Origin of the sequence: Pseudomonas sp. Yb2C2 (genome assembly GCF_052112325.1) — a bacterium.
GTDB lineage: Bacteria > Pseudomonadota > Gammaproteobacteria > Pseudomonadales > Pseudomonadaceae > Aquipseudomonas > Aquipseudomonas marginalis.
Window position 1 is genome coordinate 93,089 of sequence record NZ_JAVAJK010000001.1, and the last position, 24,263, is coordinate 117,351.

Sequence of the window (24,263 nt, forward strand, 5' to 3'; positions counted from 1 at the left end):
ACTTTTCGGTCAATGATTTTCTGACTGGAAGGTCAGGAAATTGCGGTCGCAACACTTTCAATTATGGTTCAGTCTTCTGAAACCGGCGTTTTTGGGGGCGTGTGGGTGTTCAGCTTTGCTTATTTCATGCCAAATTCGCCACGGTGGGCGTAGCGCCATCAGCGGGCCAATGCGCTACACTGCCGCGCTTGTACCGATAGACGATTTTGAAGGGAAAACATGACGTTCAAGGCGCCGGACAGTCTCGCCGAGCAAATCGCTCACCACCTCGCCGAACGTATCATTCGCGGCGATCTCAAGCCTGGGGAGCGGATCCAGGAACAGAAAGTCACGCTGGCGCTGAATGTCAGCCGTGGCTCCGTGCGTGAAGCTTTACTGATCCTCGAACGCCGCCACCTGATCGCGATCCTGCCGCGCCGTGGCGCCCACGTGACCGAGCTCACGGCGCACAAGGTGCAGAGCCTGTGCACGCTGATGAGCGAGTTGTATATCCTGCTTGGCAATGCGGTCGCCCAGGGCTGGCAGACCCAGGCCGACATGGCGCCGTTCGTCCAGATCCAGCAGCGCCTGGTGAGCAATTTCGAGCGCCAGGACATCCGTGCCTTTGTCGAAGAATGCTTCAATGTGATGCGCGCCGCGTACCCCTTTGCCAACAACCCGTATTTGCAGGAAACCGTCGAAAACCTGCAGCCGGCGATGAACCGTGCCTATTACCTGGCCCTGGATCAGCGCAAGGCGTCCATGAGCGAGTACCTGGCGCTGTTCGAGCAACTGCTCGCCGCCGTACTCGCCCGTGACCTGGAGCAGATCCGCCAGGTGCTGTCGGCCTACTGCCAGCGCAGTAGCTCGCTGGTCATCGCTGCGTTGGCGGACGCCTAAACGTGCGGCTCAAGTGCATCAAACTGGCGGGGTTCAAATCCTTCGTCGACCCGACCACGGTGAACTTCCCCAGTAACATGGCGGCAGTGGTCGGGCCCAATGGCTGCGGCAAGTCGAACATCATCGACGCCGTACGCTGGGTGATGGGCGAGAGCTCGGCAAAAAACCTGCGTGGCGAGTCGATGACCGACGTCATCTTCAACGGCTCCACCAGCCGCAAGCCGGTGAGCCAGGCCAGCATCGAACTGGTGTTCGACAACTCCGACGGCACCCTGGTCGGCGAATACGCGGCCTATGCGGAAATCTCCATCCGCCGCAAGGTCACGCGCGACAGCCAGAACAGTTACTTCCTCAACGGCACCAAGTGCCGACGCCGGGACATTACCGACATCTTCCTCGGTACCGGCCTGGGCCCGCGCAGCTATTCGATCATCGAACAGGGCATGATCTCCAAGCTGATCGAAGCCAAGCCCGAAGACCTGCGCAACTTTATCGAGGAGGCGGCCGGCATCTCCAAGTACAAGGAGCGCCGCCGCGAGACTGAAAACCGTATCCGCCGCACCCATGAAAACCTCGCCCGCCTCACCGACCTGCGCGAAGAGCTGGAGCGCCAGTTGGAGCGCCTGCACCGCCAGGCCCAGGCGGCCGAGAAGTATCAGGAATACAAGGGCGAAGAGCGCCAGCTCAAGGCGCAACTGTCGGCCCTGCGCTGGCAGGCGTTGAACGATCAGGTGGGCCAGCGCGAAGCGATCATCGGCACCCAGGAAATCAGCTTTGAAGCGCTGGTGGCCGAACAGCGCAATGCCGACGCCGCCATCGAGCGCCTGCGCGACGGGCACCATGACCTGTCCGAGCGCTTCAATCTGGTGCAGGGCCGTTTCTATTCGGTGGGCGGTGATATTGCCCGGGTCGAGCAAAGCATCCAGCACGGCCAGCAGCGCCTGCGTCAGTTGCAGGATGATCTGAAGGAAGCCGAACGCGCGCGCCTGGAGACCGAATCGCACCTGGGCCACGACCGCACCTTGCTGCTGACGTTGGGCGAAGAGCTGGACATGCTCACCCCCGAGCAGGAAATCACCAACGCCGCCGCCGAAGAGGCCGCCGCTGCGCTGGAAGAATCCGAAACCACCATGCACGGCTGGCAGGAGCAGTGGGACGCCTTCAACCTGCAATCCGCCGAACCGCGGCGCCAGGCCGAGGTGCAGCAGTCGCGCATCCAGCAACTGGAAACCAGCATGGAGCGCCTGGCCGAGCGCCAGCGTCGCCTGCAGGAAGAGCGCGTGCTGCTTGCCGCTGACCCGGAAGACGCGGCGATCATGGAGCTCAGCGAGCAACTGGCCGAAAGCGAAATGACGCTGGAGGAGCTGGAAGCCAGCGAAGAACAACAAGTGGAGCGCCTGGAGCAATTGCGTCAGCAACTGCAACAGGCGACCCAGGCCCAGCAGCAGGCCCAGGGCGATTTGCAGCGGCTCAATGGCCGGCTGGCGTCCCTTGAAGCCTTGCAGCAAGCGGCGTTGGACCCAGGCACCGGCACCGCCGAATGGCTGCGTGATCAGCACCTGGCCGAGCGTCCGCGCTTGGCCGAAGGCTTGAAAGTTGAAGCCGGTTGGGAGCTGGCCGTAGAGACCGTTTTAGGCGCCGACCTGCAAGCCGTGCTGGTGGATGATTTCGGCGGCTTCGACCTGGCCGGTTTTGCCCAGGGTGATCTGCGTCTGCTCAGCCCCGCCGCTGATGGCACGCGAGTGCCGGGAAGCCTGCTGGATAAGGTCGAGGCGGCGATTGACCTGTCGCCGTGGCTGGGCCAGGTCAGGCCGGTGGATTCCCTGGAGCAGGCCCTGGCCCGGCGTGGTCAACTGGCTGGCGGCGAAAGCCTGATCAGCCGCGACGGTTACTGGGTCGGCCGCCACTTCCTGCGGGTGCGCCGTGCCAGTGAAGCGGAAAGCGGCGTTCTGGCCCGTGGCCAGGAAATCGTCAACTTGATCGCCGAGCGTGAAGAGCGCGAAGCTACCTTGGAAAGCCTCGAAACCGAACTGCAAACCCTGCGCGCCACCCAGCGCCAGCAAGAGACCGGCCGCGAACACCTGCGCCGCCTGTTGCAGGACGAAGCGCGCCAGCAAGGCGAATTGAAAGCCCAGCTTTCCGCGAGCAAAGCCAAGGCCGAGCAACTGACCCTGCGCCGTACCCGTCTCGATGAGGAAGTGGCCGAGATGGGCGAGCAGCGCGCCCTGGAACACGAGCAGATCGGCGAAGCGCGCCTGCAATTGCAGGAAGCCCTCGACAGCATGGCCCTGGACACCGAGCAGCGCGAATTGCTGCTGGCCCAGCGTGACAGCCTGCGCGAGCGCCTTGATCGTGTGCGCCAGGAAGCCCGCCAGCACAAGGACCACGCCCATCAGTTGGCCGTGCGCCTGGGTTCGCTCAAGGCCCAGCACAATTCCACAGCCCAGGCCCTTGAGCGCCTGGAGATGCAGTCCGAACGCCTGACCGAAAAACGCGAGCAACTGAGCCTCAACCTGGAGGAGGGCGAAGCGCCGCTGGAAGAGCTGCGCCTCAAGCTTGAAGAGTTGCTCGACAAGCGCATGACCGTCGACGAAGAACTCAAGACCGCACAGATCGCCCTGGAAGACGCCGACCGCGAATTGCGCGACGCAGAAAAACGCCGGACCCAGGCCGAGCAGCAATCCCAGCTGATTCGCGGCCAGCTCGAGCAACAGCGCATGGAATGGCAAGCCCTGACCGTGCGCCGCAAGGCCCTGCAAGACCAATTGCTCGAAGACGGCTACGACTTGCACGGTGTGCTCAATACCTTGACCGCCCAGGCCAGCGAGAAAGAAGCCGAGGAAGAACTTGAACGGATTGCCGCACGTATCCAGCGACTGGGCGCGATCAACCTCGCGGCCATCGATGAATACCAGCAGCAGTCCGAGCGCAAACGTTATCTGGATGCCCAGGACGCCGACCTGGTGGAAGCCCTGGACACCCTGGAAAACGTAATCCGCAAGATCGACAAGGAAACCCGTAATCGCTTCAAAGATACCTTTGATCAGATTAATGGCGGTTTACAGGCGTTATTCCCGAAAGTTTTCGGTGGTGGCAGCGCTTACTTGGAACTGACGGGCGAAGATCTACTCGATACAGGGGTAACGATCATGGCGCGGCCTCCGGGCAAGAAGAACAGCACCATCCATTTGTTGTCCGGCGGCGAAAAAGCCCTGACCGCATTGGCCCTGGTGTTTGCCATCTTCAAGTTGAACCCGGCGCCGTTCTGCATGCTCGATGAAGTTGATGCACCATTGGATGACGCTAACGTTGGACGCTATGCGCGACTGGTCAAGGAGATGTCCCAGACGGTGCAGTTCATCTATATCACCCACAACAAGATCGCCATGGAAATGGCTGATCAGTTGATGGGGGTGACAATGCATGAACCGGGTTGTTCACGTTTGGTCGCGGTGGATGTCGAAGAAGCGATGGCGATGGTGGAATCCTGAGCTGCGCCATGAGAGAAAGTTTTCCGCGCGATGTCAGGTGATTTACCGGCCGAGTGAAAGTGGCAAATGGACATATTTGTTCAAGGCATTTTGACAGACGGTGTAAAGTTATCTTTGGTCGTGCTAGTTTAATGTCAATTTTTCGTATGCGTGGGCAAAACGTCAGTCAGAACATAGAGTTGGCGCCACGTTTTAAAGCGGTTTGCACGGTGCTAAACCCCTTATTTTTCAGCATTTTTTATTAGAGGCACGGGATTACATGGAAATCGGTCTGCGCGAGTGGCTGATCGTCATCGGCATCATTGTCATTGCCGGTATTCTTTTTGATGGCTGGCGCCGCATGCGCGGTGGCAAGGGCAAGCTCAAATTCCGTCTGGACCGCAACCTGTCCAACTTGCCCGACGACGACGGCAGCGCCGAGCTGCTGGGGCCGCCCCGTGTGCTGGATACCCACAAAGAACCGCAATTGGACGAGCATGATTTGCCGTCGATGAGCGCGCCGCTGCGTGAAGCCCGCGAGCCGTCCTCCAAGCGTGGCAAACGCGCCAGTGCAGCCGCTGCCGAACCGCATCAGGGTGACCTGAACCTCGATGTCGATGAAGGCCCGAGCTTCAGCAGCCGTGATGACGATTTCCCGGATGAAAACGCCGGCAAGAATGCGCCGCGCCAATCGGTCAACGATCAGCCTGCCGCTGAAGAAGTGCTGGTGATCAGCGTGATCTGCCGCGACGCCGCCGGCTTCAAGGGCCCGGCCCTGTTGCAGAACATCCTCGAAAGCGGCCTGCGCTTTGGCGAAATGGATATTTTCCACCGCCACGAAAGCATGGCCGGCAACGGCGAAGTGCTGTTCTCCATGGCCAACGCGGTCAAGCCAGGCACTTTCGACCTGGACGACATCGACCTGTTCAGCACCCCTGCGGTGAGCTTCTTCCTCGGTCTGCCGGGCCCGCGTCACCCGAAACAAGCGTTCGACGTGATGGTGGCCGCTGCCCGCAAGCTGTCCCAGGAACTCAACGGCGAGCTCAAGGATGACCAACGCAGCGTCCTGACCGCCCAGACCATCGAACACTACCGTCAGCGCATCGTCGAGTTCGAGCGTCGCGCCCTGACACAGAAACGCTGAGGATTGGTTTCCAGCGTTGTCATTAGAATAAGCGCACCAACATTTGAGCAGCTTCGGCTGCTCTTTTGCTTTATGAGAGAACACCCATGACCGCCGCCCACACCCGCATCCTCGAACTGCGCGCTGAACTGGATCAGCACAACTACCGTTACCACGTGCTCGATGAGCCGAGCATTCCGGACGCCGAGTACGACCGGCTGTTCCACGAGCTCAAGGCCCTGGAGGCCGAGCATCCGGACCTGGTGACGCGGGATTCGCCGACGCAGCGGGTCGGCAGTGCGGCGTTGTCAGCCTTTACCCAGGTACGCCATGAGATCCCGATGCTCAGCCTGGGCAACGCGTTTGATGAAACCACCATGCTCGAGTTCGATCGCCGGGTCACCGAGGGTCTTGACCTGCCGGTGGGCGACCTGTTTGGCGGTGGCGCAGCGGTGGAATACAGTTGCGAGCCGAAGCTGGATGGCCTCGCGGTCAGCCTGCTTTATCAGGATGGCGAGTTGGTACGCGGCGCCACCCGAGGTGACGGCACCACTGGCGAGGACATCAGCGTCAACGTGCGTACCGTGCGCAATATCCCCTTGAAACTGCATGGCAGCGGCTGGCCGGCGACCCTGGAAGTGCGCGGCGAAGTGTTCATGTCCAAGGCCGGTTTCGAGCGGCTCAACGCCTCGCAACTGGAACTCGGCGGCAAGACCTTCGCCAACCCGCGTAATGCGGCGGCGGGCAGCTTGCGTCAGCTGGATTCGAAGATCACCGCCAGTCGTCCGCTGGAGTTCTGCTGCTACGGCATCGGCCAGGTGACCGGGGATATCAGCGACACCCATATCGGTAACTTGAAGCAACTGCAGAAGTGGGGCATGCCCATCAGCCATGAGCTGAAACTGGCCAAGGGCATCCAGGAGTGCTTGGACTATTACCGCGATATCGGCGAGCGACGTAACAGCCTGCCCTATGAAATCGACGGCGTGGTGTTCAAGGTCAACAGCATCGCCTCCCAGCGTGAACTGGGCTTTCGCGCCCGCGAACCGCGCTGGGCCATCGCGCACAAATTCCCGGCCATGGAAGAACTCACCGAGTTGCTCGACGTGGAGTTCCAGGTCGGCCGCACCGGCGCCGTGACGCCGGTGGCGCGCTTGAAACCGGTCAAGGTCGCGGGCGTCACCGTGTCCAACGCCACCCTGCACAACATGGATGAAGTCGCGCGCCTGGGCTTGATGATCGGCGATACCGTGATCATCCGCCGTGCCGGGGATGTGATCCCGCAGGTCGTCTCCGTGGTCACCGAGCGCCGCCCGGAACACGCCCGTGCGGTGCAGATTCCCGAAAGCTGCCCGGTGTGCGGTTCCCATGTGGAGCGCACGCAACTGGTCAAGCGCAGCAAGGGCAAGGAAACCGTCAGCGAAGGCGCGGTGTACCGCTGCGTCGGGCGCCTGGCCTGTGGTGCCCAGCTCAAGCAGGCGATTATCCATTTCGTCTCGCGCCGGGCCATGGACATCGACGGGCTCGGTGACAAAACCATCGAGCAACTGGTGGATGAAAAACTCATCGGTTCGCCGGCCGACCTCTACAAACTCAAGTACGAGCAGATCATCGACCTGGAAGGCTTTGCCGATATCTCCAGCAAGAAACTGATCACTGCCATCGAAAACAGCAAGACCCCGACCCTGGCGCGCTTTATCTACGCACTGGGCATTCCCGACGTGGGCGAAGAGACGGCCAAGGTGCTGGCGCGCTCCCTGGCGTCCCTTGAGCGTGTGCAGAAGGCCTTGCCGGAAGTGTTGACGTACCTGCCGGATGTGGGCCTGGAAGTGGCCCATGAGATCCACAGCTTCTTCGAAGACAGCCACAACCAGGAAGTGATCGGCGCGTTGCTGTCGCCTGATGAATGCGGCCTGCAATTGCAGGATCAGGGTGAGCTGAGCGCCGAGTTCGCCGCCAGTACCACCTTGGGCGGCTTCCTCGACAAGCTGCACGTACCCTCCGTCGGCCCCGGCGCCGCGCAGAAACTTGCGGACAAGTTCGGCAGCCTGGAAGGTGTGATCAAGGCGGACTGGCTCGACATGCGCCAGGCGCTGCCGGAGAAGCAGGCCAAGGCTGTGCGCGACTTCTTTGATAACCCGGACAACGCCAGCCGCGCCGTGGCGATTGAGCAGCAGCTCAAGGACTTCGGCATGCACTGGCAGAGCGAGAAGAAGGTGGTCGAAGGCCTGCCCGAGGCAGGGCATACCTGGGTGCTCACCGGCTCCCTGGAACTGATGAGCCGCGACGTGGCCAAGGAAAAGCTCGAAAGCCTCGGCGCCAAGGTGGCCGGCTCCGTGTCGGCCAAGACCCATTGCGTCGTGGCCGGGCCGGGTGCCGGCTCCAAGTTGGCCAAGGCCAGCGAGCTGGGGTTGAAGGTGCTGGACGAAGAGGCCTTTGTCGCATTCCTTGCCAAACACAACATTTCGGTCTGACACGGCGCCGATGGTGAGCGGGCTTGTCGAATCGTCGCACCGCCCGCGCCGGGCTGCGAAGCCGCCCTTGAAGAAAGTGGAACGATCCTGAGTCCCAAATGATCTAGTCTCAGTCACCCAGGGAGAGATCGCCATGTTCCGCTACTTCGAGCAACTCAGCTCGCGCATCGCCGCACCGTTCATGGCCGAAACCTCGCGTAACAGCAAGGTGTGGCAGTGCCGGTGCGGGCAAGCGCTGTTCTTTCGCAACAGCCAATGCCTGGCTTGCCAGGCGCTGCTGGGTTATCAGCCGCAGCAAAGCCGCTTGTCCTCCCTGCAGCCGGGGCCTGTGGAAGGCACTTGGCTACAGGACGACAACCTCGATGCCGGCGCCTTCCGCCGCTGTGCCAATCTCGACACCGCGGCGGCCTGCAACTGGCTGATTCCCGCCCACAGCACCGCACCGTTGTGTGTGGCGTGCAGCCTCAACCGCACCATCCCCGACCTGTCGATCCCGGAGAACCCCGAGCGCTGGCGCAAGGTGGAGACCGCCAAGCGTCGGCTGGTGGCACAGGTGATCAGCCTGGGCCTGCAAGTGGTGCCCAAGAGCGTCGACGAGGACAGCGGCCTGGCTTTCGACTTCGTCGGCATCGACCTGGAAGGCAACGCGCCCATGACCGGGCATGCCAACGGCCTGATCACCCTCGACATCAAGGAAGCCGACGACGCCCACCGCGAAAAAATCCGCGTGCAGATGCGCGAACCCTATCGCACCTTGCTGGGCCATTTTCGCCATGAGGTCGGCCACTATTACTGGGATCGCCTGATCGCCAACAGCCACTGGCTGGAGCCTTTTCGCAGCCTGTTCGGCGACGAACGCGCCAGTTATGCCGACGCGCTCGATCAGCACTACCAGAACGGCCCACGCCCCGACTGGCAGCAGACCTGCGTCAGTGCCTACGCCACCATGCACCCCTGGGAAGACTGGGCCGAAACCTGGGCCCACTACCTGCACATGATGGACGCTGTCGACACCGCCCTGGGCTTTGGCATGAGCGCCCGTGAGATGGACCTGGATTACCAGCCATTCCCCCTCACCACCCTCTATGACCCCGAACATCCCGGCGGCGTGGCATTCCTGTCCTTCGTCAACGCCTGGATCGAACTGGCCGGCATGCTCAATGAGCTGTCCCGCGCCATGGGCCAGCCGGACTTCTACCCGTTCGTGCTGCCACCGGCGGTGATTGCCAAGCTGCACTTCATCCACCTGGTGATCCAGGAAGAGGGTGGCCGGGCGGACGAGGTGTTGCAGGCACAATGATGAACCCCTGTGGGAGGGGATGCTGACGGCGGTGGCAAGTGCTTGAACCCCTTCATATTTTTAATCCGTCGCCAACGGTTGTAACTTCCGATGAGATCGGTACAATGGCCCCGCTTGCCGAGAGGCCAGCGTCGTTATGGTGACCCCATCGGTCCCCCCGCAACGATTACCCGTGAACCTGGTCAGAGCCGGAAGGCAGCAGCCACAGCGGGAACATTGTGTGCCGGGGTGTGGCTGGTGGGGTTGCCTCCATAACGCTCTTCCTTGCAGTCCTCCTTCGATTCAAATTCAAATGACCTGTTTTCAGTCAACTGCCGATGTTTTATTGCGCGGTCGATGATGGTTGTTTCACAACTTTCCAACACCCCTCTGGACAACCCCAAACCGCCTTGTTAGTTTCCGCCGGCCACTTGTTACAGAGTATGACGAGGGCGCCGACTTGATATTGAAGTGCTATCACTTCTTTAACTAACAAGGATGTCTGTGATGAAAAGCCTGCAAGGGTTACCCCGTCTTATCAGTGCCTCGGTAGGTGCGCCGGGTAAAGCCCGCAACTTACCCGCCGATGTGCAGTGCATCCAGTATTTATTCAATCTGATCATTCCCAAGATGGGTTTCCCGCTGGCCGAAAACGGCAAGTGCGATGGCCAGTTGGTACAGTGCATCAGCCAATACCAGTTTCGCCACCTCAAGTATGCCCATCCCGATGGCGTGGTCGACCCCACCGGTCGCACGTTCAATAGCCTGATCGAAGAAGCGGTGAAGGTACCGGTGAAGGCCTTCCCGACGATGCGCATCCCGAGTTTTCTCAATGCATTCGGCAACAATCAGGGCGATGCGGTGCAGGCCACGGTCAATGTGTACCTGGACCGCATGCGCGCGATGATCGAGGCCGAGCGGCGTAACCGGCAATTGATGCTCCAGGCCACGTGCGACGGGGGCATGACCCTCAGCGAAACGGACTTCCAGAACGCCGCCACGCAGTTGGGTAGTGGTATTTCGGTGAATATCATCAAGGCCTTCGCCACTGTGGAATCAGGTGGGCGGTCGGGGTTCGGTCCGGCCAAGTTGCCGGTGATCGCGTTTGAAGGGCACCTGTTTCGCAAGTACACCAAGCACATTTACGACCAGGCGCACCCGCTGCTGTCCTACCCCTACAAGAAAAAGGCCGGGCCGCAGTGGCAGGCCAATAACAAGGACCAGGCCAAGGCTTGGGAAACCATGGCCACCGCGTTTGCGCTGGATCAGGAAGCTGCACTCATGTCGGCTTCGTGGGGCATGTTCCAGATCATGGGTTTTAACTTCGCCTCGTGCGGTTACAAGACGGTGTTTGAGTTTTCGGCAGCATTAAAGGTGAATGCCGGCAACCAACTAAAAGCGTTCCTCGGTTTTTGCAGCAAGAGCCCGGCATTGATGAAGGCCATGAAAGCCAAGGATTTTACCGGCATGGCACGTAACTATAACGGCGAGGACTACGGCAACTACGACGTCCTTATGCAAAAAGCCTACGAAAAACTTGAAGGGAAAAAATAGGATGATCCGTTTTCTAGCGATAGGTGTGTTGTCGTTGTGCGCCGTGGGCCCTGCCTTGGCCGGTCCGGCCGCGTTGCATTCGGGCAAGTACGAAGGGCTGATGCTGGCGGTGACGCCGGAGCATCAGGTCGAAGGGTTCTATTCGGAAGCCATGGGCGAGGGCGTCACCCGCCGTTGCGCGTTTTACCTGCAAGGCAAGCCTGAGGCGCTCACCACGTGGCTTGACGAGGCGCACCCCGGCAGCCTGGCGCCTTCGTCCGATGGCGTGACCCTCACGGTGGAAGAGGGCCGCCAGCACCCCGGCTGCCTGAATGTGCTGATGCCGGAGATTGCCACCGGCCTGGACCTGACCCAGACCGCCAGCAAACAATGGATCGGCCTGGTGACGGTATCCGCCGACAAGGCTTACCTGCTGAAAACCCCAGGCGCCAAGGCCGCCAAACGTCCGTATATCGTCAAGCGAGATGTGGTCGGTGTGCTGGCCTTCAAGGACGGTTGGGCCCAGGTCGAGTTCATCAATGCCGACGACCGTTCGTTCAGCGGCTGGATCAGTCAGGATCAATACACTCGTCTAGCGGCGCCTCACTAAGACATCCCCAAAACGCCGCAGTGTGCCAGGCATACTGCGGCGTTTTTGCGGCCGGGGTTCAGGCCTTGTTGCGGTTGAACAACTTGCGAATCACTGCGAACAGCGCCACCACGCCGATCACCAGGAACTTCTTCGCGGCCAGCAGGAAGATACCGATCTTGGCGAACAGTCCGGCCTTGGCGGCAATCCCGCCGGCAACCAACGCGGCGAGGCCGTAAGTGGCGAGCTTGTCGGTTTTCGGGTTGAAGTCGGTATAGAGGTTGCCGTCGGTGAAGTTGGTAAAGGCCAGCACCTTGGGCAATTCCTGCTGGATGGTGGGCAGGTCGGCCATGGCGGCGACGGCGTTGAGTTCGAGTACGCCTTCACGGCCGAGCACGCGGATGCTGTAGTTGAGGGTGTTCTGGTCGGCGTCGTCGGCCTTCAGTTCGCGGGCCCAGTACATCTTGTGGGTGGTGTCGTCGTAGCGCGGCGGCTCGGCCCAGCCCAGCAGGTGCAGGCCGGCGTAGCCTTGTTTCTGGCGTTCCTTGTTCTCGGCTTCGTCTTCTTCCTGCATTTGCTTGAGCAGGTCGGCGTAGTCGATTTTCGCGGCATCTTCGTCGGAGATGTGCCCGTCGGCCTTGTAGCTGACGATCACGCCCCAGCCGCGTTCCGACAGCGGGCTGACGGCTTTGGGCACGATCATGCCCAGGGTCTTGAAGCCCGGCGGGTTGCCCCAGCCATCGGTCAGCAAGCGCTCGGTATCGGCAGGGTCGAGGTAGTAGAACTCGTCGTTGAGCTTGAGGGTGGCAATGCCGCTGGGCAGGGTGACCGTGCCGGTCTTTTGCTTGAGTGACGCCAGAAAGTGCTCGGCTGTTTCGGCGGGGGCACTGGCTTCAACGGGGGCAGGCGAGGCAGCAGCAACGGCAGGTGCGGCAGGCAGGCTCAGAGCCGCCGCCGCCAACAACAGGCGGAAGTAATTCATGGTAGTCCCTTACATTTTGAATTAATTTCGCTGGAGGATAACCGAAACAACATGTTGCGAGTTAGCCAAAAGTCTCCCGCAACAGCTCGGCAAACGCATCCCGGGCCAGATGCCGCTGGGTGTCCTTGTGCCAGAACAACAGGTTATCCACGGCCGCCAGCTCTTCAAATCGATAGGACGCCAGCTGGTTGGCCTGCTCATAGCGGGCCAGGATGCCCTCTGGCGCCAACGCTACGCCAATCCCCGCGCTGACGCAGCCGATGATCGTGCCCCAGCTGGCATAACTGGCGATGATCGGCTTGAAGTCATGGGGCTTGACCCAGTTTTCCAGGGCGGCGCGATACGGGCAACCGGGTGGCCATACCAGCAGGGTGCGGCCGGCGAGGTCCTCGGCGCCACTGATGGGGGCGCTGGACGCGCTGGCGATCAGCACCAGGCGCTCGCTGTAGACCACGCTGTGTTCGAGCTTGGTGCGTTTGTTGCCGGCGGCCACCAGCGCCACATCCAGGCGGTGGTGTTGCAGGTCGTCGAGCAACGTGCCCCAGGCGCCGGTCACCAGTTCCAGGCTGACATCGGGGTAGCGCCGGTGATACTCCGCCAGCAGGGGCGGCAAACGCCCGCTGGCGCTGGACTCCACCGCGCCGATACGCAAGGTGCCACGGGGAATGGCATTGGCGTCCACGGCGCGTTTGGACTCATCCACCAGCGCCAGGATGCGCTCGCAGTAATCCAGGAAAATCTCACCGGCGGCACTGATGGCCAGTCCACGCCCGGCCCGGATGAATAGCGGTGTGCCCAACTCGCCTTCCAGCTGCTTGATGCGCGTGGTGATGTTGGACGGCACGCAATGCAGCAGCACGGCCGCCTGGGCCACGCTGCCGGTTTGTGCCACGGCTCGCACCATTTTCAATTGGGCCAGTTCCATTGCTCAGTTCCAGTGATTGCAGAAGTCAGAAACGGTTAATTGTCGTGCGCCTTGCCCGGGCCAAGACTGACGGCCCTCCTTCCCGGTTTCTGGACGCCGTCGATGAATACCCCTTCACCTGTAAAGCTTACGCTAGTCATCGCCAGCGTCATCCTGTGTTGGGCCTATTCGCCGATTGGCGTGCACATCGGGCTGCACAGCTACAGTCCCGGCCAATTGGCGTTGTTAAGGTTTTTGATTGCCTCGCTGTTCATGGGCGGTGTGGCACTGGTGATGGGCATCGGCCGGCCGCGCCTGCGGGATGTTCCGTGGTTGCTGGTGCTGGGGTTCTTCGGCGTGTTCCTGCATCACACCAGCCTCAACTATGGGCAGCAATGGGTAACGGCAGCGGCGTCCAGCGTCCTGGCGCAGTCGGCGCCGTTGTTCAGTGTGCTGATCGCGTTTTTGTGCCTGAAGGAGCGAGTCAGTGCCTGGCGCTGGGGCTGCGTCTTGCTGGGGCTGCTCGGCGTGCTGGTGGTGATCTGGGGGGATCAGGGGCTGGGTGAGATCGACCCGCGTGGCTTGTTGATCCTGCTGGCGGCGGTGTCGTGGAGCGTGTACTTCGCCCTGCAGAAACACTATGCCCACCGCTACAGTCCGCTGACCATGGCGTGCTACATGGTGTGGGCGGGCACCCTGATGCTGTGTGTGAACCTGCCGGGCCTGCCGGCTGCAGTGGTGCAGGCGCCGTTGGCGGAGAACGTGGCGGTGCTGGTGCTCGGCATTTTCCCCAGCGCCTTGGCGTATCTGGCCTGGGGGTATGTGTTGAAGCATGTGGAGGTCAGTCGCGCGTCGGTGGCGATGTACCTGATCCCGCCGGTGGCAATGGTGATGGCCGCGACGTTGCTGGGCGAACACATTGCCGTGCAGGTGATGCTGGGCGCTGTGATCGTGCTGGCCAGCGTGGCGGCCATCAGCCTGGAGGGGCGCTGGCGGTCAGTCGTTCAGGCAAAACGCGCGCAAGCGGTGGCCGTCGAGGTCCTGGGCGACGAAGGTGTAGCCGAAGTCCATGGGTGTCGGTGACTGGACAATGATGGCGCCCTGTTCTGCCCATTGGTCGTGCAACGCGTCCACGGCGGCCGTGTCGGGCAGCGAGAAGCCCACTTCACCGCCACCGCCTGTGAACCGGGCTGCCGGCTCGACAGTATGACGCGACCACAGCCCGAGCTTTACGCCGTTGTCCAGAATGAACAGGGCAAAAGTCGGGTTCAATTCGACCGGCGGCTTGCCCAGCAGGCGGCTATAGAAATTGGCACTGGTGGCCGGGCTGTCGACGTACAGCAGGAAGTAATGGGCGAGGGTGTTCATGTGGGCTCCTTGAGAACAGGCGTGGTGTGGCGCCGAGTCTATAAGGAGTGCCTGTCAGTTTTTGTCAGGAGCGTGCAGGGGGACCGGGTCTTCGCCAGTGTATAGCTTGATGATGTCGTCGATTTCGCCGGACATTTTCATCCGCAGCAAGGTGCGCAGGATCTTTTGGGCCGGTACGTCGGGATCGTTGCGCACGATGCAGCCGAGGTTTTGCTCCTCAATCAGCGCAACTTTGTGCAAGCGCTGGCTGATCGGCATTTTCTGGTTGAAACGGTCGACGATCCATTCATTGCTCACCGCGTAGTTGAATCGCCCCGCCACCAGCTTGTGCAGCACCTGTTCTTCGCTGCGGGCGTCGTCGCGGGTGAGTTGGCCGCTGGCAAACAGTGGGTCGAGGGCGCCATAGCGATAGTTGAGCACCGTGCCGATCGGCTGGGGTGTCAGCTTGAGCACCTGCACCGGCTGGTTGCGCACACTGACCAGCACATTGCGCTGCACCATTAAAGGCAAGCTCCAGATGTAGTCGCCGGACAGGTTGTCGACCCACGCGTGGGTGACATAACAGCGCACATCAATATCCCCGTGGCCCATGGCTGTGGCGATACGGGCGCGGGCCAGCACGTGGAATTCCGCCGGCTGGCCGACCTGGGTGGCCAGGCTCAACATCAAATCATACAAAATCCCCTGTGTAGGCCGGCCGTTCTCGACCTGCACCATGGGCATCGCCCAACTGTCGGAAACCGAGAAACGCAGCGGTGCAGGCGCCGCCAGGCAAGCCGTGGTCATCATCCATAAAGCGCCCAGGACTACGCGCATACACTCTCCGGGTTCAGGCCTTTTCGGGGCCAGTCAGCAGAGCTTAGTCAGATTAGGCGAGCGTGCCGGATGCAATTTCCCCCTTGCTCCGCTAGCATTACCCGCTTCCGCTTCCCAGTTGCGACGGTTTTCGATGAGTTATCAGGTTCTTGCACGTAAATGGCGTCCGCGCTCGTTCCGCGAAATGGTCGGCCAGACCCATGTGCTCAAGGCTCTGATCAATGCCTTGGACAGCCAGCGGCTGCACCACGCCTACCTGTTCACCGGTACCCGGGGAGTGGGCAAGACCACCATTGCGCGCATCATCGCCAAATGCCTGAACTGTGAAACCGGTATCACCTCGACGCCCTGCGGCACCTGCTCGGTGTGCCGCGAGATCGACGAAGGGCGTTTCGTCGACCTGATCGAGATCGACGCCGCGAGCCGCACCAAGGTCGAAGACACCCGCGAGCTGCTCGACAATGTGCAGTACGCGCCCAGCCGTGGCCGCTTCAAGGTCTACCTGATCGACGAAGTGCACATGCTTTCCAGCCATTCCTTCAACGCCTTGTTGAAAACCCTGGAAGAGCCGCCGCCCTACGTCAAATTCATCCTGGCCACCACCGACCCGCAGAAACTGCCTGCAACGATCTTGTCGCGGTGCCTGCAGTTCTCCCTGAAGAACATGACCCCCGAGCGCGTGGTGGAGCATTTGACCCACGTGCTGGGCGTCGAGAACGTACCGTTCGAAGACGACGCACTGTGGCTGCTGGGCCGCGCCGCCGATGGCTCGATGCGCGATGCCATGAGCCTCACCGACCAGGCCATTGCCTTTGGTGAAGGCAAGGTCATGGCTGCCGATGTGCGCGCCATGCTCGGCACCCTGGACCACGGCCAGGTGTTCGACGTGCTGCATGCGCTGATCGAGGGCGATGCCAAGGCGTTGCTCGAAGCCGTGCGCCACCTGTCGGAGCAAGGCCCGGACTGGAACGGCGTGCTCTCGGAAATCCTCAATGTGCTGCACCGCGTCGCCATCGCCCAGGCGTTGCCGGAAGGTGTCGACAACGGCCATGGCGACCGTGACCGCGTGTTGGCCCTGGCCCAGGCGTTGCCGGCCGAAGACGTGCAGTTCTACTACCAGATGGGCCTGATCGGTCGTCGCGACTTGCCTTTGGCGCCCGACCCACGCGGAGGCTTCGAGATGGTCCTGCTGCGGATGCTGGCCTTCCGGCCGGCGGATTCGGCGGACGCACCGAGACAGCCGCTAAAGCCAGTGGGGATCAGCCAGGCCACAGTTGATTCCGCCAAACCAGTGGCTGGCGCGGCGGTGGTCGCGCCAGTGGTTGCTGCCCCTGTTGCACCGGCGCCTGAGCCGGCAGCGGTGGTGGCGGCAGCGGTGGTTGAGCCGGAACCGGTTGTCGAGCCCGAGCCTGTCGTCGACCTGCCCTGGAATGACCCGGTAGACGCTGAGGTCGAGGTTGAACAGCAGCCCTATGTCGAGCCCGTCCTGGAAACCGTCGGTGAGCAGCCTGAGCTGACGCCGATGCCTGCGCCGACGCCGGACAGCGTGGTACCGGCCGCCCCCGAGTGGGTGACGGCCCCGGTTCCCGAGCCGACTGTGGCCCAGGTCGAAGCCGCAACCCCGGGCATCGACCTCGACGACGAACCGCCGCTGGACGAAGATTACATCGAGCCGGACATGGATTCGGCCTACAGCTACCTGGACGACCTGGCCAGCGAGCACACCGCCGAGCCTGCCCCGGAACCCGAGGTGGAGCCCGCTGCGGCACCAGCCACCGGCCTGGCCCTGCAATGGCTGGAGCTGTTCCCGAAACTGCCGATTTCCGGCATGACCGGCAGCATCGCCGCCAACTGCACCCTGATCGCCATCGATGGCGACCACTGGCTGTTGCACCTGGACCCGGCCCACAGTGCGCTGTTCAACGCGACCCAGCAGCGGCGCCTCAACGACGCCCTGAACCAGTACCATGGGCGCACGCTGACCATCGCTATCGAGTTGATCAAGCCCGAGCAGGAAACCCCGGCCCAGGCTGCCACCCGCCGGCGTATCAACCGCCAGCGGGAGGCTGAGGACTCGATCCACGGCGATCCGCTCATCCAGCAAATGATGCAGCAGTTCGGGGCGGTCGTTCGCCAAGATACAATTGAACCTGTCGAAGCCCCGGTGCCCCAGGCGTCCTGACACCGGGCTATTCATTGATCCACGTACTTTTGAGGTGATTCCCATGATGAAAGGTGGCATGGCCGGCCTGATGAAGCAGGCGCAGCAGATGCAGGAAAAGATGGCCAAGATGCAGGAAGAGCTGGCCAACGCCGAAGTCACCGGTAAAGCCGGTGGCGATATGGTCAGTGTGGTGATGACCGGTCGTCACGACATCAAGCGCGTGAGCATCGACCCAAGCGTATTGCCAGGCGTGGGCGAAGATGACCTGGAAATGCTCGAGGCGCTGTTCGCCGCGGCCGTCAACGATGCCGTGCGCAAGATCGAAGCCAACAGCCAGGACAAAATGTCCGGCGTGACCGCCGGCATGCAACTGCCACCGGGCATGAAGCTGCCGTTCTGATCGCCAGGCTTTAGCTAGACTCCAATGCCAGGCCTCGTGCCTGGCATTTTTGTTTGTGCCAATCCAATCGAACCCTGGCGCGGCACCCATGGTCTGCACCCTATACCGATAGATTCGATCAAGGAGCCCTTCATGCCTCACGAACCGACTTTGAACCAGCGCATTGTCCTGGTCTCACGCCCTCAAGGCGCACCCACGCCGGAAAACTTCCGCCTGGAACGGGTGACCTTGCCGGAATTGGCAGACGGCCAGGTCCTGCTGAAGACGCTCTACCTCTCCCTCGACCCTTATATGCGCGGGCGCATGAGCGACGCACCGTCCTACGCCGCGCCGGTGGAAATCGACGAGGTGATGACCGGCGGGGCTGTCAGCCGTGTCGAGCAATCGCGTAATCCGAAATTCGAGGTGGGTGATCTGGTCGTCGGCGCCACCGGTTGGCAGAGCCACAGCATTTCCGACGGCCGCAACCTGATCCCGGTGCCCAATGGCCTGGCCAGCCCGTCCATGGCCCTGGGGGTACTGGGCATGCCGGGCATGACCGCCTACATGGGCCTGATGGACATCGGCCAGCCGAAAGCCGGAGAAACCCTGGTGGTGGCGGCTGCCTCCGGCGCGGTGGGTTCGGTGGTCGGCCAGGTGGCCAAGCTCAAGGGCCTGCGTGTGGTCGGGATTGCGGGCGGTGCCGAGAAGTGCCGCTACGTGGTGGACGAATTGGGTTTTGATGCCTGCATCGACCACAAAAGCGCAACGTTTGCCGACGACTTGGCCCAGGCCTGCTTCAAGGGCGTGGACATTTATTTCGAAAACGTCGGTGGCAAGGTGTTCGACGCCGTGCTGCCGTTGCTCAACCCCAAGGCGCGCATCCCCCTGTGCGGGCTGATCGCCGGCTATAACGCCCATGAAGCGCCCAGCGGGCCTGACCGCTTGCCGGCGCTGCAACGCACGTTGTTGACCAAGCGTGTACGGATCCAGGGCTTTATCGTGTTTGACGACTACGGTGACCGCCAGCCGGAGTTCCTCAGCGCCATGGCGCCGTGGGTACGCGACGGCAAGATCAAGTTCCGCGAAGACGTGGTCGAGGGCCTGGAGCAGGCGCCCGAAGCCTTTATCGGTTTGCTGGAAGGGCGCAACTTCGGCAAGTTGGTGGTACGGGTCGCGCAGGATTGAGCATTTGACGCTAATCCGAGGCGCGGGTATAAACCGCGTCTCGTTGTTTTGTCGGACCACTCGCCCATGAGCTTCAGCCCCCTGATTCGCCAACTGATCGACGCCCTGCGCACGTTGCCGGGTGTCGGCCAGAAAACCGCCCAACGCATGGCGCTGCAACTGCTGGAGCGTGATCGCAGCGGCGGTACCCGGCTGGCCCAGGCCTTGAGCCAGGCCATGACCGGGGTGGGTCACTGCCGCCAGTGTCGGACCCTCACCGAAGAAGAACTCTGCCCGCAATGCGCCGACCCGCGCCGCGACGACACGCTGCTGTGCGTGGTGGAAGGGCCGATGGATGTGTACGCGGTGGAGCAGACTGGTTATCGCGGGCGCTACTTCGTGCTCAAGGGCCACCTCTCGCCGCTCGATGGGCTGGGGCCGGAGGCCATCGGCATTCCGCAGTTGGTGGCGCGTATCGAGGAGCAGGGCACCTTTACCGAGGTGATCCTGGCCACCAACCCGACCGTGGAAGGTGAAGCCACTGCGCATTACATCGCCCAACTGCTGAGCAACAAAGGCCTGGTCACTTCGCGAATCGCCCATGGCGTGCCGCTGGGGGGCGAGTTAGAGTTGGTGGACGGCGGCACGTTGGCGCATTCGTTCGCCGGTCGTAAACCGATCGCGCTCTAACGATCAGCGCAGGATCAAATGTGGGAGGGGCAGTGCGGCGAATCCACTTGCCCCTGATAGCGTCAGTCCGCGCAACCGTTACCGCTCGGTGAGGGCAAAGCGGGTCAGGCAAAACGTCGGGATGCCCATGTCTTCCAGGCGTTGCGAGCCGCCGAGTTCCGGCAGGTCAATGATCGCCGCCGCTTCAAAGATCTTCGCCCCCATGCGTCTCACCAGGTTGGCCGCCGCGATCAAGGTACCGCCCGTGGCGATCAGGTCATCGAACATCAGCACCGAATCACCTTCGCACAGGCTGTCGGCATGCACTTCGAGGAAGGCCTCGCCGTATTCGGTCTGGTAACCCTCGGACAGCACGTCAGCCGGCAGCTTGCCCTGCTTGCGGAACAGGATCAGCGGCTTGTTCAGTTGGTAGGCGATGATCGAGCCGATCAGGAAGCCGCGCGCATCCATCGCGCCGATATGGCTGAAATCGGCCTCGACATAGCGATGGGCAAAGGTGTCAGCCACCAGGCGCAGGGCCTTGGGCGATTGGAACAGCGGTGTGATGTCACGAAAGATCACCCCAGGCTTGGGGAAGTCGATGACGGGGCGGATCAGGGATTTGATGTCGAACGAATCGAAAGTCATCGTCGAAGAGTCCTGGGCGGAAAACGGACTCGAAGTATACCTGCGGCCTCACCGATTGGCGCGGCCGCAAGCGTCTGCATCAGCCTTCCAAGGAACCACCGGCGAGTGCGCACAGCTGGATCGGGTCGAGGATGTGCACTTCCTTGCCTTCGGCGGCCAGCAGTTCGCTCTGCTGGAAGCGGGTAAACACACGGGATACGGTTTCCACTGCCAGGCCCAGGTAATTGCCGATTTCGTTGCGCGACATGCTCAGGCGGAACTGGTTGGCCGAGAAACCACGGGCACGGAACCGCGCCGACAGGTTGACCAGGAAGGTGGCGATGCGCTCGTCGGCGGTTTTCTTCGACAACAGCAGCATCATCTGCTGGTCGTCACGAATCTCGCGGCTCATCACGCGCATCAACTGACGGCGCAGTTGTGGCAATTGCAGGGCCAGTTCGTCCAGGCGCTCGAAGGGGATTTCGCACACCGACGTGGTTTCCAGGGCCTGGGCCGACACCGGGTGAATCTCGGTGTCCATGCCCGATAACCCGACCAGCTCGCTGGGCAGGTGGAAACCGGTGATCTGCTCTTCGCCGCTGTCGCTCAGGCTGAAGGTCTTCAGCGCACCCGAACGTACTGCATAGACGGAATCGAACTTGTCCCCCTGGCGAAACAGAAACTCGCCTTTCTTCAGCGGGCGACCGCGTTTAACGATTTCGTCCAACGCTTCCATGTCTTCCAGATTCAGCGAAAGTGGCAGGCAGAGGGGAGCCAGGCTGCAATCCTTGCAGTGAGCCTGGCTGTGAGCGCGCAGTTTGACTGGCTCGGACATTTCTTAAATCCTTGTGGGAAAACACACATAATACGTAAGGGTACCGCACTGGTGGGCAGTGAAGCCAGCCTGTACAAAAAACAGGCAACGGTATAAAGCTTTTTGTACCGATGCCGATACAGTTGCACATCTACCATTCGGAGCTCGGATCATGTCTGTTATCGCGGCTTACAACCCTGCCATCCGTGTACCCAGCGTGCAGGACTTGAAGCCCGCTGCCGAGGCCGAGGAAAAGCTGCCCGTGACCGCGCCGGCGCCTGAAACCAATGTGATTGAAGGGGTGACGGTGACTATTTCCGCCGCAGCGTTCAAGGCGGCCGGGGCGCCCAAAAGCGCGAATGCCGATATCGACGACAGCGGCCTGGACGATAACGTCAAGCAGGTGCTGAAAATGATCCGCAAGCTGAAACAGCAGATCGCCGAGAAAATGGCTGAGCTTCAGGCGATCGCGGCAGACAAAAGCTTGACCCCGGAGCAGGCCCGGGCCAAGACCGCCAATGTGCAAGGCGCGATCAGTTCGTTGCAGGCAGGTTTGATGACGGCCCAGACCTCTCTGGCCAAAGCGATGAAGACCATGAGCGCCGATGACGCGCTCAAAGCCGCGTCGTTGTCGATGTAACTAGATCACCCGCGAAAACCGCTGCCGGTTCTGGTGCTCCAGGTACGCATCGAACACCATGCAGACCGAACGCACCAGCAGCCGTCCGGCGGGCAGCACGCGAATGCCTTGGGCATCCAGTTCGATCAGGGCGTCTTGCGCCATCGCCTCAAGTTGCGGCCAGACCTCGTCGAAATACCCGCGAAAATCGATGTTGAACGCCTGTTCGATCTGCTCGAAGGCCAGGCTGAACGTGCAGATCAACTGCTGGATCACTTCCCGACGTAAGCGGTCGTCGGTGGTGCAGATCAAACCACGGCTGGTGGCCAGTTGGGCGTTGGCCAGGGCGTTCTGATAGCCGTTCAGGTCACTGCTGTTCTGGCAGTACAGGTCGCCGATCTGGCTGATGGCTGACACGCCGAGGCCGATCAGGTCGCAATGGCCGTGGGTGGTGTAGCCCTGGAAGTTACGTTGCAGCGTGCCTTCTTCCTGGGCAATGGCGAGTTCGTCGTCCGGCAGGGCGAAGTGGTCCATGCCGATATAGCGGTAGCCGGCCTGGGTCAATTGCTCGATGGTGGTCTGCAGCATCAGCAGCTTGGATTCCGGCGACGGCAGTTCCTCGCTGTTGATCCGTCGTTGGGGCATGAAGCGTTCCGGCAGATGCGCGTAGTTGAACACCGACAGGCGGTCCGGCTGCAGCTTGATCACTTCCTCCACGGTGCGCGCGAAGTTGATCGGCGTCTGCTTGGGCAGGCCGTAGATCAGGTCGATATTGATCGAGCGAAACTGCAGGGTGCGCGCGGCGTCGATCACCGCGCGGGTTTCTTCCAGGCTTTGCAGGCGGTTGACCGCGCGCTGCACGTCCGGGTCGAGGTCTTGCAGGCCGATGCTCACCCGGTTGAAGCCCAGTTCACGCAGCAGGCCCATGGTCGCCCAGTCGGCTTCGCGCGGGTCGATCTCGATGCTGTAGTCGCCGGAGTCGTCGTCGAGCAGATTGAAGTGCTGGCGCAGGCTGCCCATGACCTGGCGCAGTTCGTCGTGGCTGAGAAAGGTCGGGGTGCCGCCGCCGAAGTGCAGTTGTTCAACCGACTGTTTCGGGTCGAGGTGGCAGGCCACCAACTGAATCTCCTGCTCCAGGCGTTGCAGGTAGGCCTGGGCGCGGCCGCGGTCCTTGGTGATCACCTTGTTGCACGCGCAGTAGTAGCAAATGTTCGCGCAGAACGGCACATGCACATACAGCGACAACGGTCGCGTGGCCTTGCGGCTTTCGCGCAGGGCGTGGAGCAGGTCGAAGGTGCCGACCTGGCTGTCGAATTGTACGGCGGTGGGGTAGGACGTGTAGCGCGGTCCCGCCAGGTCGTAGCGGTGAATCAGATGTGAGTCCCAACGAATGGCGTCGAGCATGCGGGCATTCCCCGGATAGGCTAGTGAGCCGAGTCTAGGGGCGTGGCCGGTAGGGCATCTTGATTTGCATCAACGGGGAGCGGCGCTATGCCACATAGCCTTTTAATGGCCCATCAGCCAGTGCTGGTGCGGACCTGGCAGGGTCCAGATACCGAAAACAATCACCAGCAGGCCACCGGCCATCCGCACGCTGCGCTTGCGCAATAACGCGGTCACGCGTTCGGCCGCCAACCCGGTCGCCAGCAGTACCGGCCATGTGCCTAAGCCAAAAGCCAGCATCAGCAGCGCACTGTCCAGCGCATTACCCTGGCTGGCGGCCCACAGCAGGGTGCTGTAGACCAGCCCGCACGGCAACCAGCCCCACAGCGCGCCCAGCAGCAGCGCGCGGGGCAGGCTGGATACCGGCAGCAAACGGTTGGCGACGGGCTGTATGCAGCGCCACAGGCCGCGCCCGAGGCTTTCGATACGGGTGAGGCCGCTCCACCAACCGGCCAGGTACAGCCCCATGCAGATCAACAGCAACCCGGCGAGCACACGCATGAACAGGGCCGCCGGGCTGTTGGCCACCGCCCAGCCGGCCAGGCCGATCAATAACCCCGCAGTGGCATAGCTGAGGATGCGCCCCAGGTTGTACGCCAGCAGCAGGCGGAACCGGCGGCTGCGCTGTTCCTTGGGAATCGCCAGGGTCAGCGCGCCCATCAGCCCGCCGCACATGCCCAGGCAATGGCCGCCGCCCAGCAGGCCGAGGATCAGCGCAGAGACCAGCAGCGGCGCCAGCTCAAGCATGGGGTGGGGCTTTGGGCACGGGCGGTTGCTCGGGGCCGTTGGCTTCGTCGACGGCCGCCAGGTGGTTCGGGTCCTGGTCGTCGAACAGCACGCTGTGGGCCGGGCCGTCGAGGTCGTCGTACTGGCCGCTGTCCACCGCCCAGAAGAAGATGTAGATGGCCACGCCCACTAACAGCAGCGCCGCCGGAATCATCACGTATAGAGCTGGCATCTGCAC

Annotated in this window: 22 protein-coding genes and 1 other RNA gene; 14 read left to right on the forward strand and 9 right to left on the reverse strand. The window is 61.9% G+C overall.

Features of this window, described 5'->3' with window-relative positions:
• Positions 1–219 precede the first annotated feature (219 nt).
• The 8 genes from Q8X51_RS00445 to Q8X51_RS00480 all read left to right on the forward strand — a co-directional run bounded on the left by Q8X51_RS00445 (position 220) and on the right by Q8X51_RS00480 (position 11,368).
• Positions 220–879: a GntR family transcriptional regulator gene (locus tag Q8X51_RS00445; RefSeq protein WP_027603706.1), complete on the forward strand. Its 660-nt coding sequence runs from the start codon at positions 220–222 to the stop codon at positions 877–879.
• A gap of 2 nt (positions 880–881) precedes the next feature.
• Positions 882–4,370 carry a chromosome segregation protein SMC gene (gene smc / locus Q8X51_RS00450; protein WP_065924760.1) on the forward strand — a complete coding sequence of 1,163 codons (3,489 nt, stop codon included), beginning with the start codon at positions 882–884 and terminating at the stop codon, positions 4,368–4,370.
• A 259-nt stretch (positions 4,371–4,629) separates the two neighbouring features.
• On the forward strand, positions 4,630–5,493 hold the full coding sequence (gene zipA / locus Q8X51_RS00455) for a cell division protein ZipA (protein WP_065924759.1): 864 nt from the start codon (positions 4,630–4,632) through the stop codon (positions 5,491–5,493).
• An 86-nt stretch (positions 5,494–5,579) separates the two neighbouring features.
• A complete protein-coding gene (ligA, locus tag Q8X51_RS00460) occupies positions 5,580–7,946 on the forward strand; it encodes an NAD-dependent DNA ligase LigA (RefSeq protein ID WP_407693396.1) in 2,367 nt (788 codons plus the stop codon).
• Positions 7,947–8,079: 133 nt separating this feature from the next.
• Positions 8,080–9,246 (forward strand): zinc-binding metallopeptidase family protein, encoded by a 1,167-nt coding sequence (locus tag Q8X51_RS00465; RefSeq protein WP_407693397.1) that lies wholly within the window; start codon positions 8,080–8,082, stop codon positions 9,244–9,246.
• 146 nt (positions 9,247–9,392) lie between these two features.
• Positions 9,393–9,489, forward strand: an RNA gene (gene ffs, locus Q8X51_RS00470) — signal recognition particle sRNA small type.
• Positions 9,490–9,732: 243 nt separating this feature from the next.
• Positions 9,733–10,779 (forward strand): N-acetylmuramidase family protein, encoded by a 1,047-nt coding sequence (locus tag Q8X51_RS00475; protein WP_065924756.1) that lies wholly within the window; start codon positions 9,733–9,735, stop codon positions 10,777–10,779.
• A 1-nt stretch (position 10,780) separates the two neighbouring features.
• On the forward strand, positions 10,781–11,368 hold the full coding sequence (locus Q8X51_RS00480; protein ID WP_407693398.1) for a hypothetical protein: 588 nt from the start codon (positions 10,781–10,783) through the stop codon (positions 11,366–11,368).
• 58 nt (positions 11,369–11,426) lie between these two features.
• On the opposite strand, the gene Q8X51_RS00485 is transcribed toward Q8X51_RS00480, so the two are convergent.
• Positions 11,427–12,329 (reverse strand): DUF2167 domain-containing protein, encoded by a 903-nt coding sequence (locus tag Q8X51_RS00485; protein ID WP_407693399.1) that lies wholly within the window; start codon positions 12,327–12,329, stop codon positions 11,427–11,429.
• Between the two features lie 61 nt (positions 12,330–12,390).
• A complete protein-coding gene (locus Q8X51_RS00490; protein WP_407693400.1) occupies positions 12,391–13,254 on the reverse strand; it encodes a LysR family transcriptional regulator in 864 nt (287 codons plus the stop codon).
• 102 nt (positions 13,255–13,356) lie between these two features.
• Here Q8X51_RS00490 and Q8X51_RS00495 point away from each other — a divergent pair, with 102 nt between their 5' ends.
• Positions 13,357–14,316, forward strand: a complete 960-nt coding sequence (locus Q8X51_RS00495) for a DMT family transporter (protein WP_407693401.1) — start codon at positions 13,357–13,359, stop codon at positions 14,314–14,316.
• On the opposite strand, the gene Q8X51_RS00500 is transcribed toward Q8X51_RS00495, so the two are convergent.
• Both Q8X51_RS00500 and Q8X51_RS00505 read right to left on the reverse strand, forming a co-directional pair.
• A complete protein-coding gene (locus Q8X51_RS00500) occupies positions 14,230–14,601 on the reverse strand; it encodes a VOC family protein (RefSeq protein WP_065924751.1) in 372 nt (123 codons plus the stop codon). The genes Q8X51_RS00495 and Q8X51_RS00500 overlap by 87 nt on opposite strands.
• A gap of 54 nt (positions 14,602–14,655) precedes the next feature.
• The gene (locus Q8X51_RS00505; protein WP_065924750.1) at positions 14,656–15,417 is read right to left on the reverse strand and encodes a substrate-binding periplasmic protein; all 762 of its coding nucleotides are present in this window, start codon (positions 15,415–15,417) and stop codon (positions 14,656–14,658) included.
• A gap of 133 nt (positions 15,418–15,550) precedes the next feature.
• Between Q8X51_RS00505 and dnaX the strand changes: the two genes are divergently transcribed.
• The 4 genes from dnaX to recR all read left to right on the forward strand — a co-directional run bounded on the left by dnaX (position 15,551) and on the right by recR (position 19,817).
• Complete coding sequence (gene dnaX / locus Q8X51_RS00510) at positions 15,551–17,599, forward strand: DNA polymerase III subunit gamma/tau (RefSeq protein ID WP_065924749.1); 2,049 nt, start codon at positions 15,551–15,553, stop codon at positions 17,597–17,599.
• Positions 17,600–17,642: 43 nt separating this feature from the next.
• Positions 17,643–17,981 (forward strand): YbaB/EbfC family nucleoid-associated protein, encoded by a 339-nt coding sequence (locus Q8X51_RS00515; RefSeq protein ID WP_003193199.1) that lies wholly within the window; start codon positions 17,643–17,645, stop codon positions 17,979–17,981.
• A gap of 132 nt (positions 17,982–18,113) precedes the next feature.
• Positions 18,114–19,148, forward strand: coding sequence for an NADP-dependent oxidoreductase (locus Q8X51_RS00520; RefSeq protein ID WP_065924748.1), 1,035 nt, complete (start codon positions 18,114–18,116; stop codon positions 19,146–19,148).
• 66 nt (positions 19,149–19,214) lie between these two features.
• A complete protein-coding gene (recR, locus tag Q8X51_RS00525) occupies positions 19,215–19,817 on the forward strand; it encodes a recombination mediator RecR (RefSeq protein WP_027603720.1) in 603 nt (200 codons plus the stop codon).
• Positions 19,818–19,895: 78 nt separating this feature from the next.
• Here recR and Q8X51_RS00530 read toward each other — a convergent pair whose 3' ends face one another.
• Positions 19,896–20,444: an adenine phosphoribosyltransferase gene (locus Q8X51_RS00530; RefSeq protein WP_027603721.1), complete on the reverse strand. Its 549-nt coding sequence runs from the start codon at positions 20,442–20,444 to the stop codon at positions 19,896–19,898.
• Between the two features lie 79 nt (positions 20,445–20,523).
• Positions 20,524–21,258 (reverse strand): fumarate/nitrate reduction transcriptional regulator Fnr, encoded by a 735-nt coding sequence (fnr, locus tag Q8X51_RS00535; RefSeq protein WP_065924746.1) that lies wholly within the window; start codon positions 21,256–21,258, stop codon positions 20,524–20,526.
• A 151-nt stretch (positions 21,259–21,409) separates the two neighbouring features.
• Between fnr and Q8X51_RS00540 the strand changes: the two genes are divergently transcribed.
• Complete coding sequence (locus Q8X51_RS00540) at positions 21,410–21,877, forward strand: hypothetical protein (RefSeq protein ID WP_407693402.1); 468 nt, start codon at positions 21,410–21,412, stop codon at positions 21,875–21,877.
• Here the strand turns inward: Q8X51_RS00540 and hemN are convergent, their stop codons facing one another.
• The 3 genes from hemN to ccoS all read right to left on the reverse strand — a co-directional run bounded on the left by hemN (position 21,878) and on the right by ccoS (position 24,257).
• Positions 21,878–23,260 (reverse strand): oxygen-independent coproporphyrinogen III oxidase, encoded by a 1,383-nt coding sequence (gene hemN / locus Q8X51_RS00545; protein WP_074847450.1) that lies wholly within the window; start codon positions 23,258–23,260, stop codon positions 21,878–21,880.
• Between the two features lie 102 nt (positions 23,261–23,362).
• Positions 23,363–24,046, reverse strand: a complete 684-nt coding sequence (locus tag Q8X51_RS00550) for a sulfite exporter TauE/SafE family protein (protein ID WP_065924744.1) — start codon at positions 24,044–24,046, stop codon at positions 23,363–23,365.
• On the reverse strand, positions 24,039–24,257 hold the full coding sequence (ccoS, locus tag Q8X51_RS00555; protein ID WP_065924743.1) for a cbb3-type cytochrome oxidase assembly protein CcoS: 219 nt from the start codon (positions 24,255–24,257) through the stop codon (positions 24,039–24,041). Before ccoS ends, Q8X51_RS00550 begins: the two co-directional genes overlap by 8 nt.
• Positions 24,258–24,263: the final 6 nt, after the last annotated feature.

What these genes read in the sequence shown, in the direction of transcription:
- recR (WP_027603720.1), top strand. Translation starts at nt 19,215, where the DNA reads ATGAGCTTCAGCCCCCTGATTCGCCAACTGATCGACGCCCTGCGCACG.
- ccoS (WP_065924743.1), bottom strand. Translation starts at nt 24,257, where the DNA reads ATGCCAGCTCTATACGTGATGATTCCGGCGGCGCTGCTGTTAGTGGGC.
- Q8X51_RS00530 (WP_027603721.1), bottom strand. Translation starts at nt 20,444, where the DNA reads ATGACTTTCGATTCGTTCGACATCAAATCCCTGATCCGCCCCGTCATC.
- Q8X51_RS00495 (WP_407693401.1), top strand. Translation starts at nt 13,357, where the DNA reads ATGAATACCCCTTCACCTGTAAAGCTTACGCTAGTCATCGCCAGCGTC.
- Q8X51_RS00550 (WP_065924744.1), bottom strand. Translation starts at nt 24,046, where the DNA reads ATGCTTGAGCTGGCGCCGCTGCTGGTCTCTGCGCTGATCCTCGGCCTG.
- Q8X51_RS00485 (WP_407693399.1), bottom strand. Translation starts at nt 12,329, where the DNA reads ATGAATTACTTCCGCCTGTTGTTGGCGGCGGCGGCTCTGAGCCTGCCT.
- dnaX (WP_065924749.1), top strand. Translation starts at nt 15,551, where the DNA reads ATGAGTTATCAGGTTCTTGCACGTAAATGGCGTCCGCGCTCGTTCCGC.
- Q8X51_RS00540 (WP_407693402.1), top strand. Translation starts at nt 21,410, where the DNA reads ATGTCTGTTATCGCGGCTTACAACCCTGCCATCCGTGTACCCAGCGTG.
- Q8X51_RS00500 (WP_065924751.1), bottom strand. Translation starts at nt 14,601, where the DNA reads ATGAACACCCTCGCCCATTACTTCCTGCTGTACGTCGACAGCCCGGCC.
- Q8X51_RS00515 (WP_003193199.1), top strand. Translation starts at nt 17,643, where the DNA reads ATGATGAAAGGTGGCATGGCCGGCCTGATGAAGCAGGCGCAGCAGATG.
- hemN (WP_074847450.1), bottom strand. Translation starts at nt 23,260, where the DNA reads ATGCTCGACGCCATTCGTTGGGACTCACATCTGATTCACCGCTACGAC.
- Q8X51_RS00445 (WP_027603706.1), top strand. Translation starts at nt 220, where the DNA reads ATGACGTTCAAGGCGCCGGACAGTCTCGCCGAGCAAATCGCTCACCAC.
- Q8X51_RS00490 (WP_407693400.1), bottom strand. Translation starts at nt 13,254, where the DNA reads ATGGAACTGGCCCAATTGAAAATGGTGCGAGCCGTGGCACAAACCGGC.
- Q8X51_RS00465 (WP_407693397.1), top strand. Translation starts at nt 8,080, where the DNA reads ATGTTCCGCTACTTCGAGCAACTCAGCTCGCGCATCGCCGCACCGTTC.
- Q8X51_RS00480 (WP_407693398.1), top strand. Translation starts at nt 10,781, where the DNA reads ATGATCCGTTTTCTAGCGATAGGTGTGTTGTCGTTGTGCGCCGTGGGC.
- Q8X51_RS00475 (WP_065924756.1), top strand. Translation starts at nt 9,733, where the DNA reads ATGAAAAGCCTGCAAGGGTTACCCCGTCTTATCAGTGCCTCGGTAGGT.
- Q8X51_RS00520 (WP_065924748.1), top strand. Translation starts at nt 18,114, where the DNA reads ATGCCTCACGAACCGACTTTGAACCAGCGCATTGTCCTGGTCTCACGC.
- ligA (WP_407693396.1), top strand. Translation starts at nt 5,580, where the DNA reads ATGACCGCCGCCCACACCCGCATCCTCGAACTGCGCGCTGAACTGGAT.
- zipA (WP_065924759.1), top strand. Translation starts at nt 4,630, where the DNA reads ATGGAAATCGGTCTGCGCGAGTGGCTGATCGTCATCGGCATCATTGTC.
- Q8X51_RS00505 (WP_065924750.1), bottom strand. Translation starts at nt 15,417, where the DNA reads ATGCGCGTAGTCCTGGGCGCTTTATGGATGATGACCACGGCTTGCCTG.
- fnr (WP_065924746.1), bottom strand. Translation starts at nt 21,258, where the DNA reads ATGTCCGAGCCAGTCAAACTGCGCGCTCACAGCCAGGCTCACTGCAAG.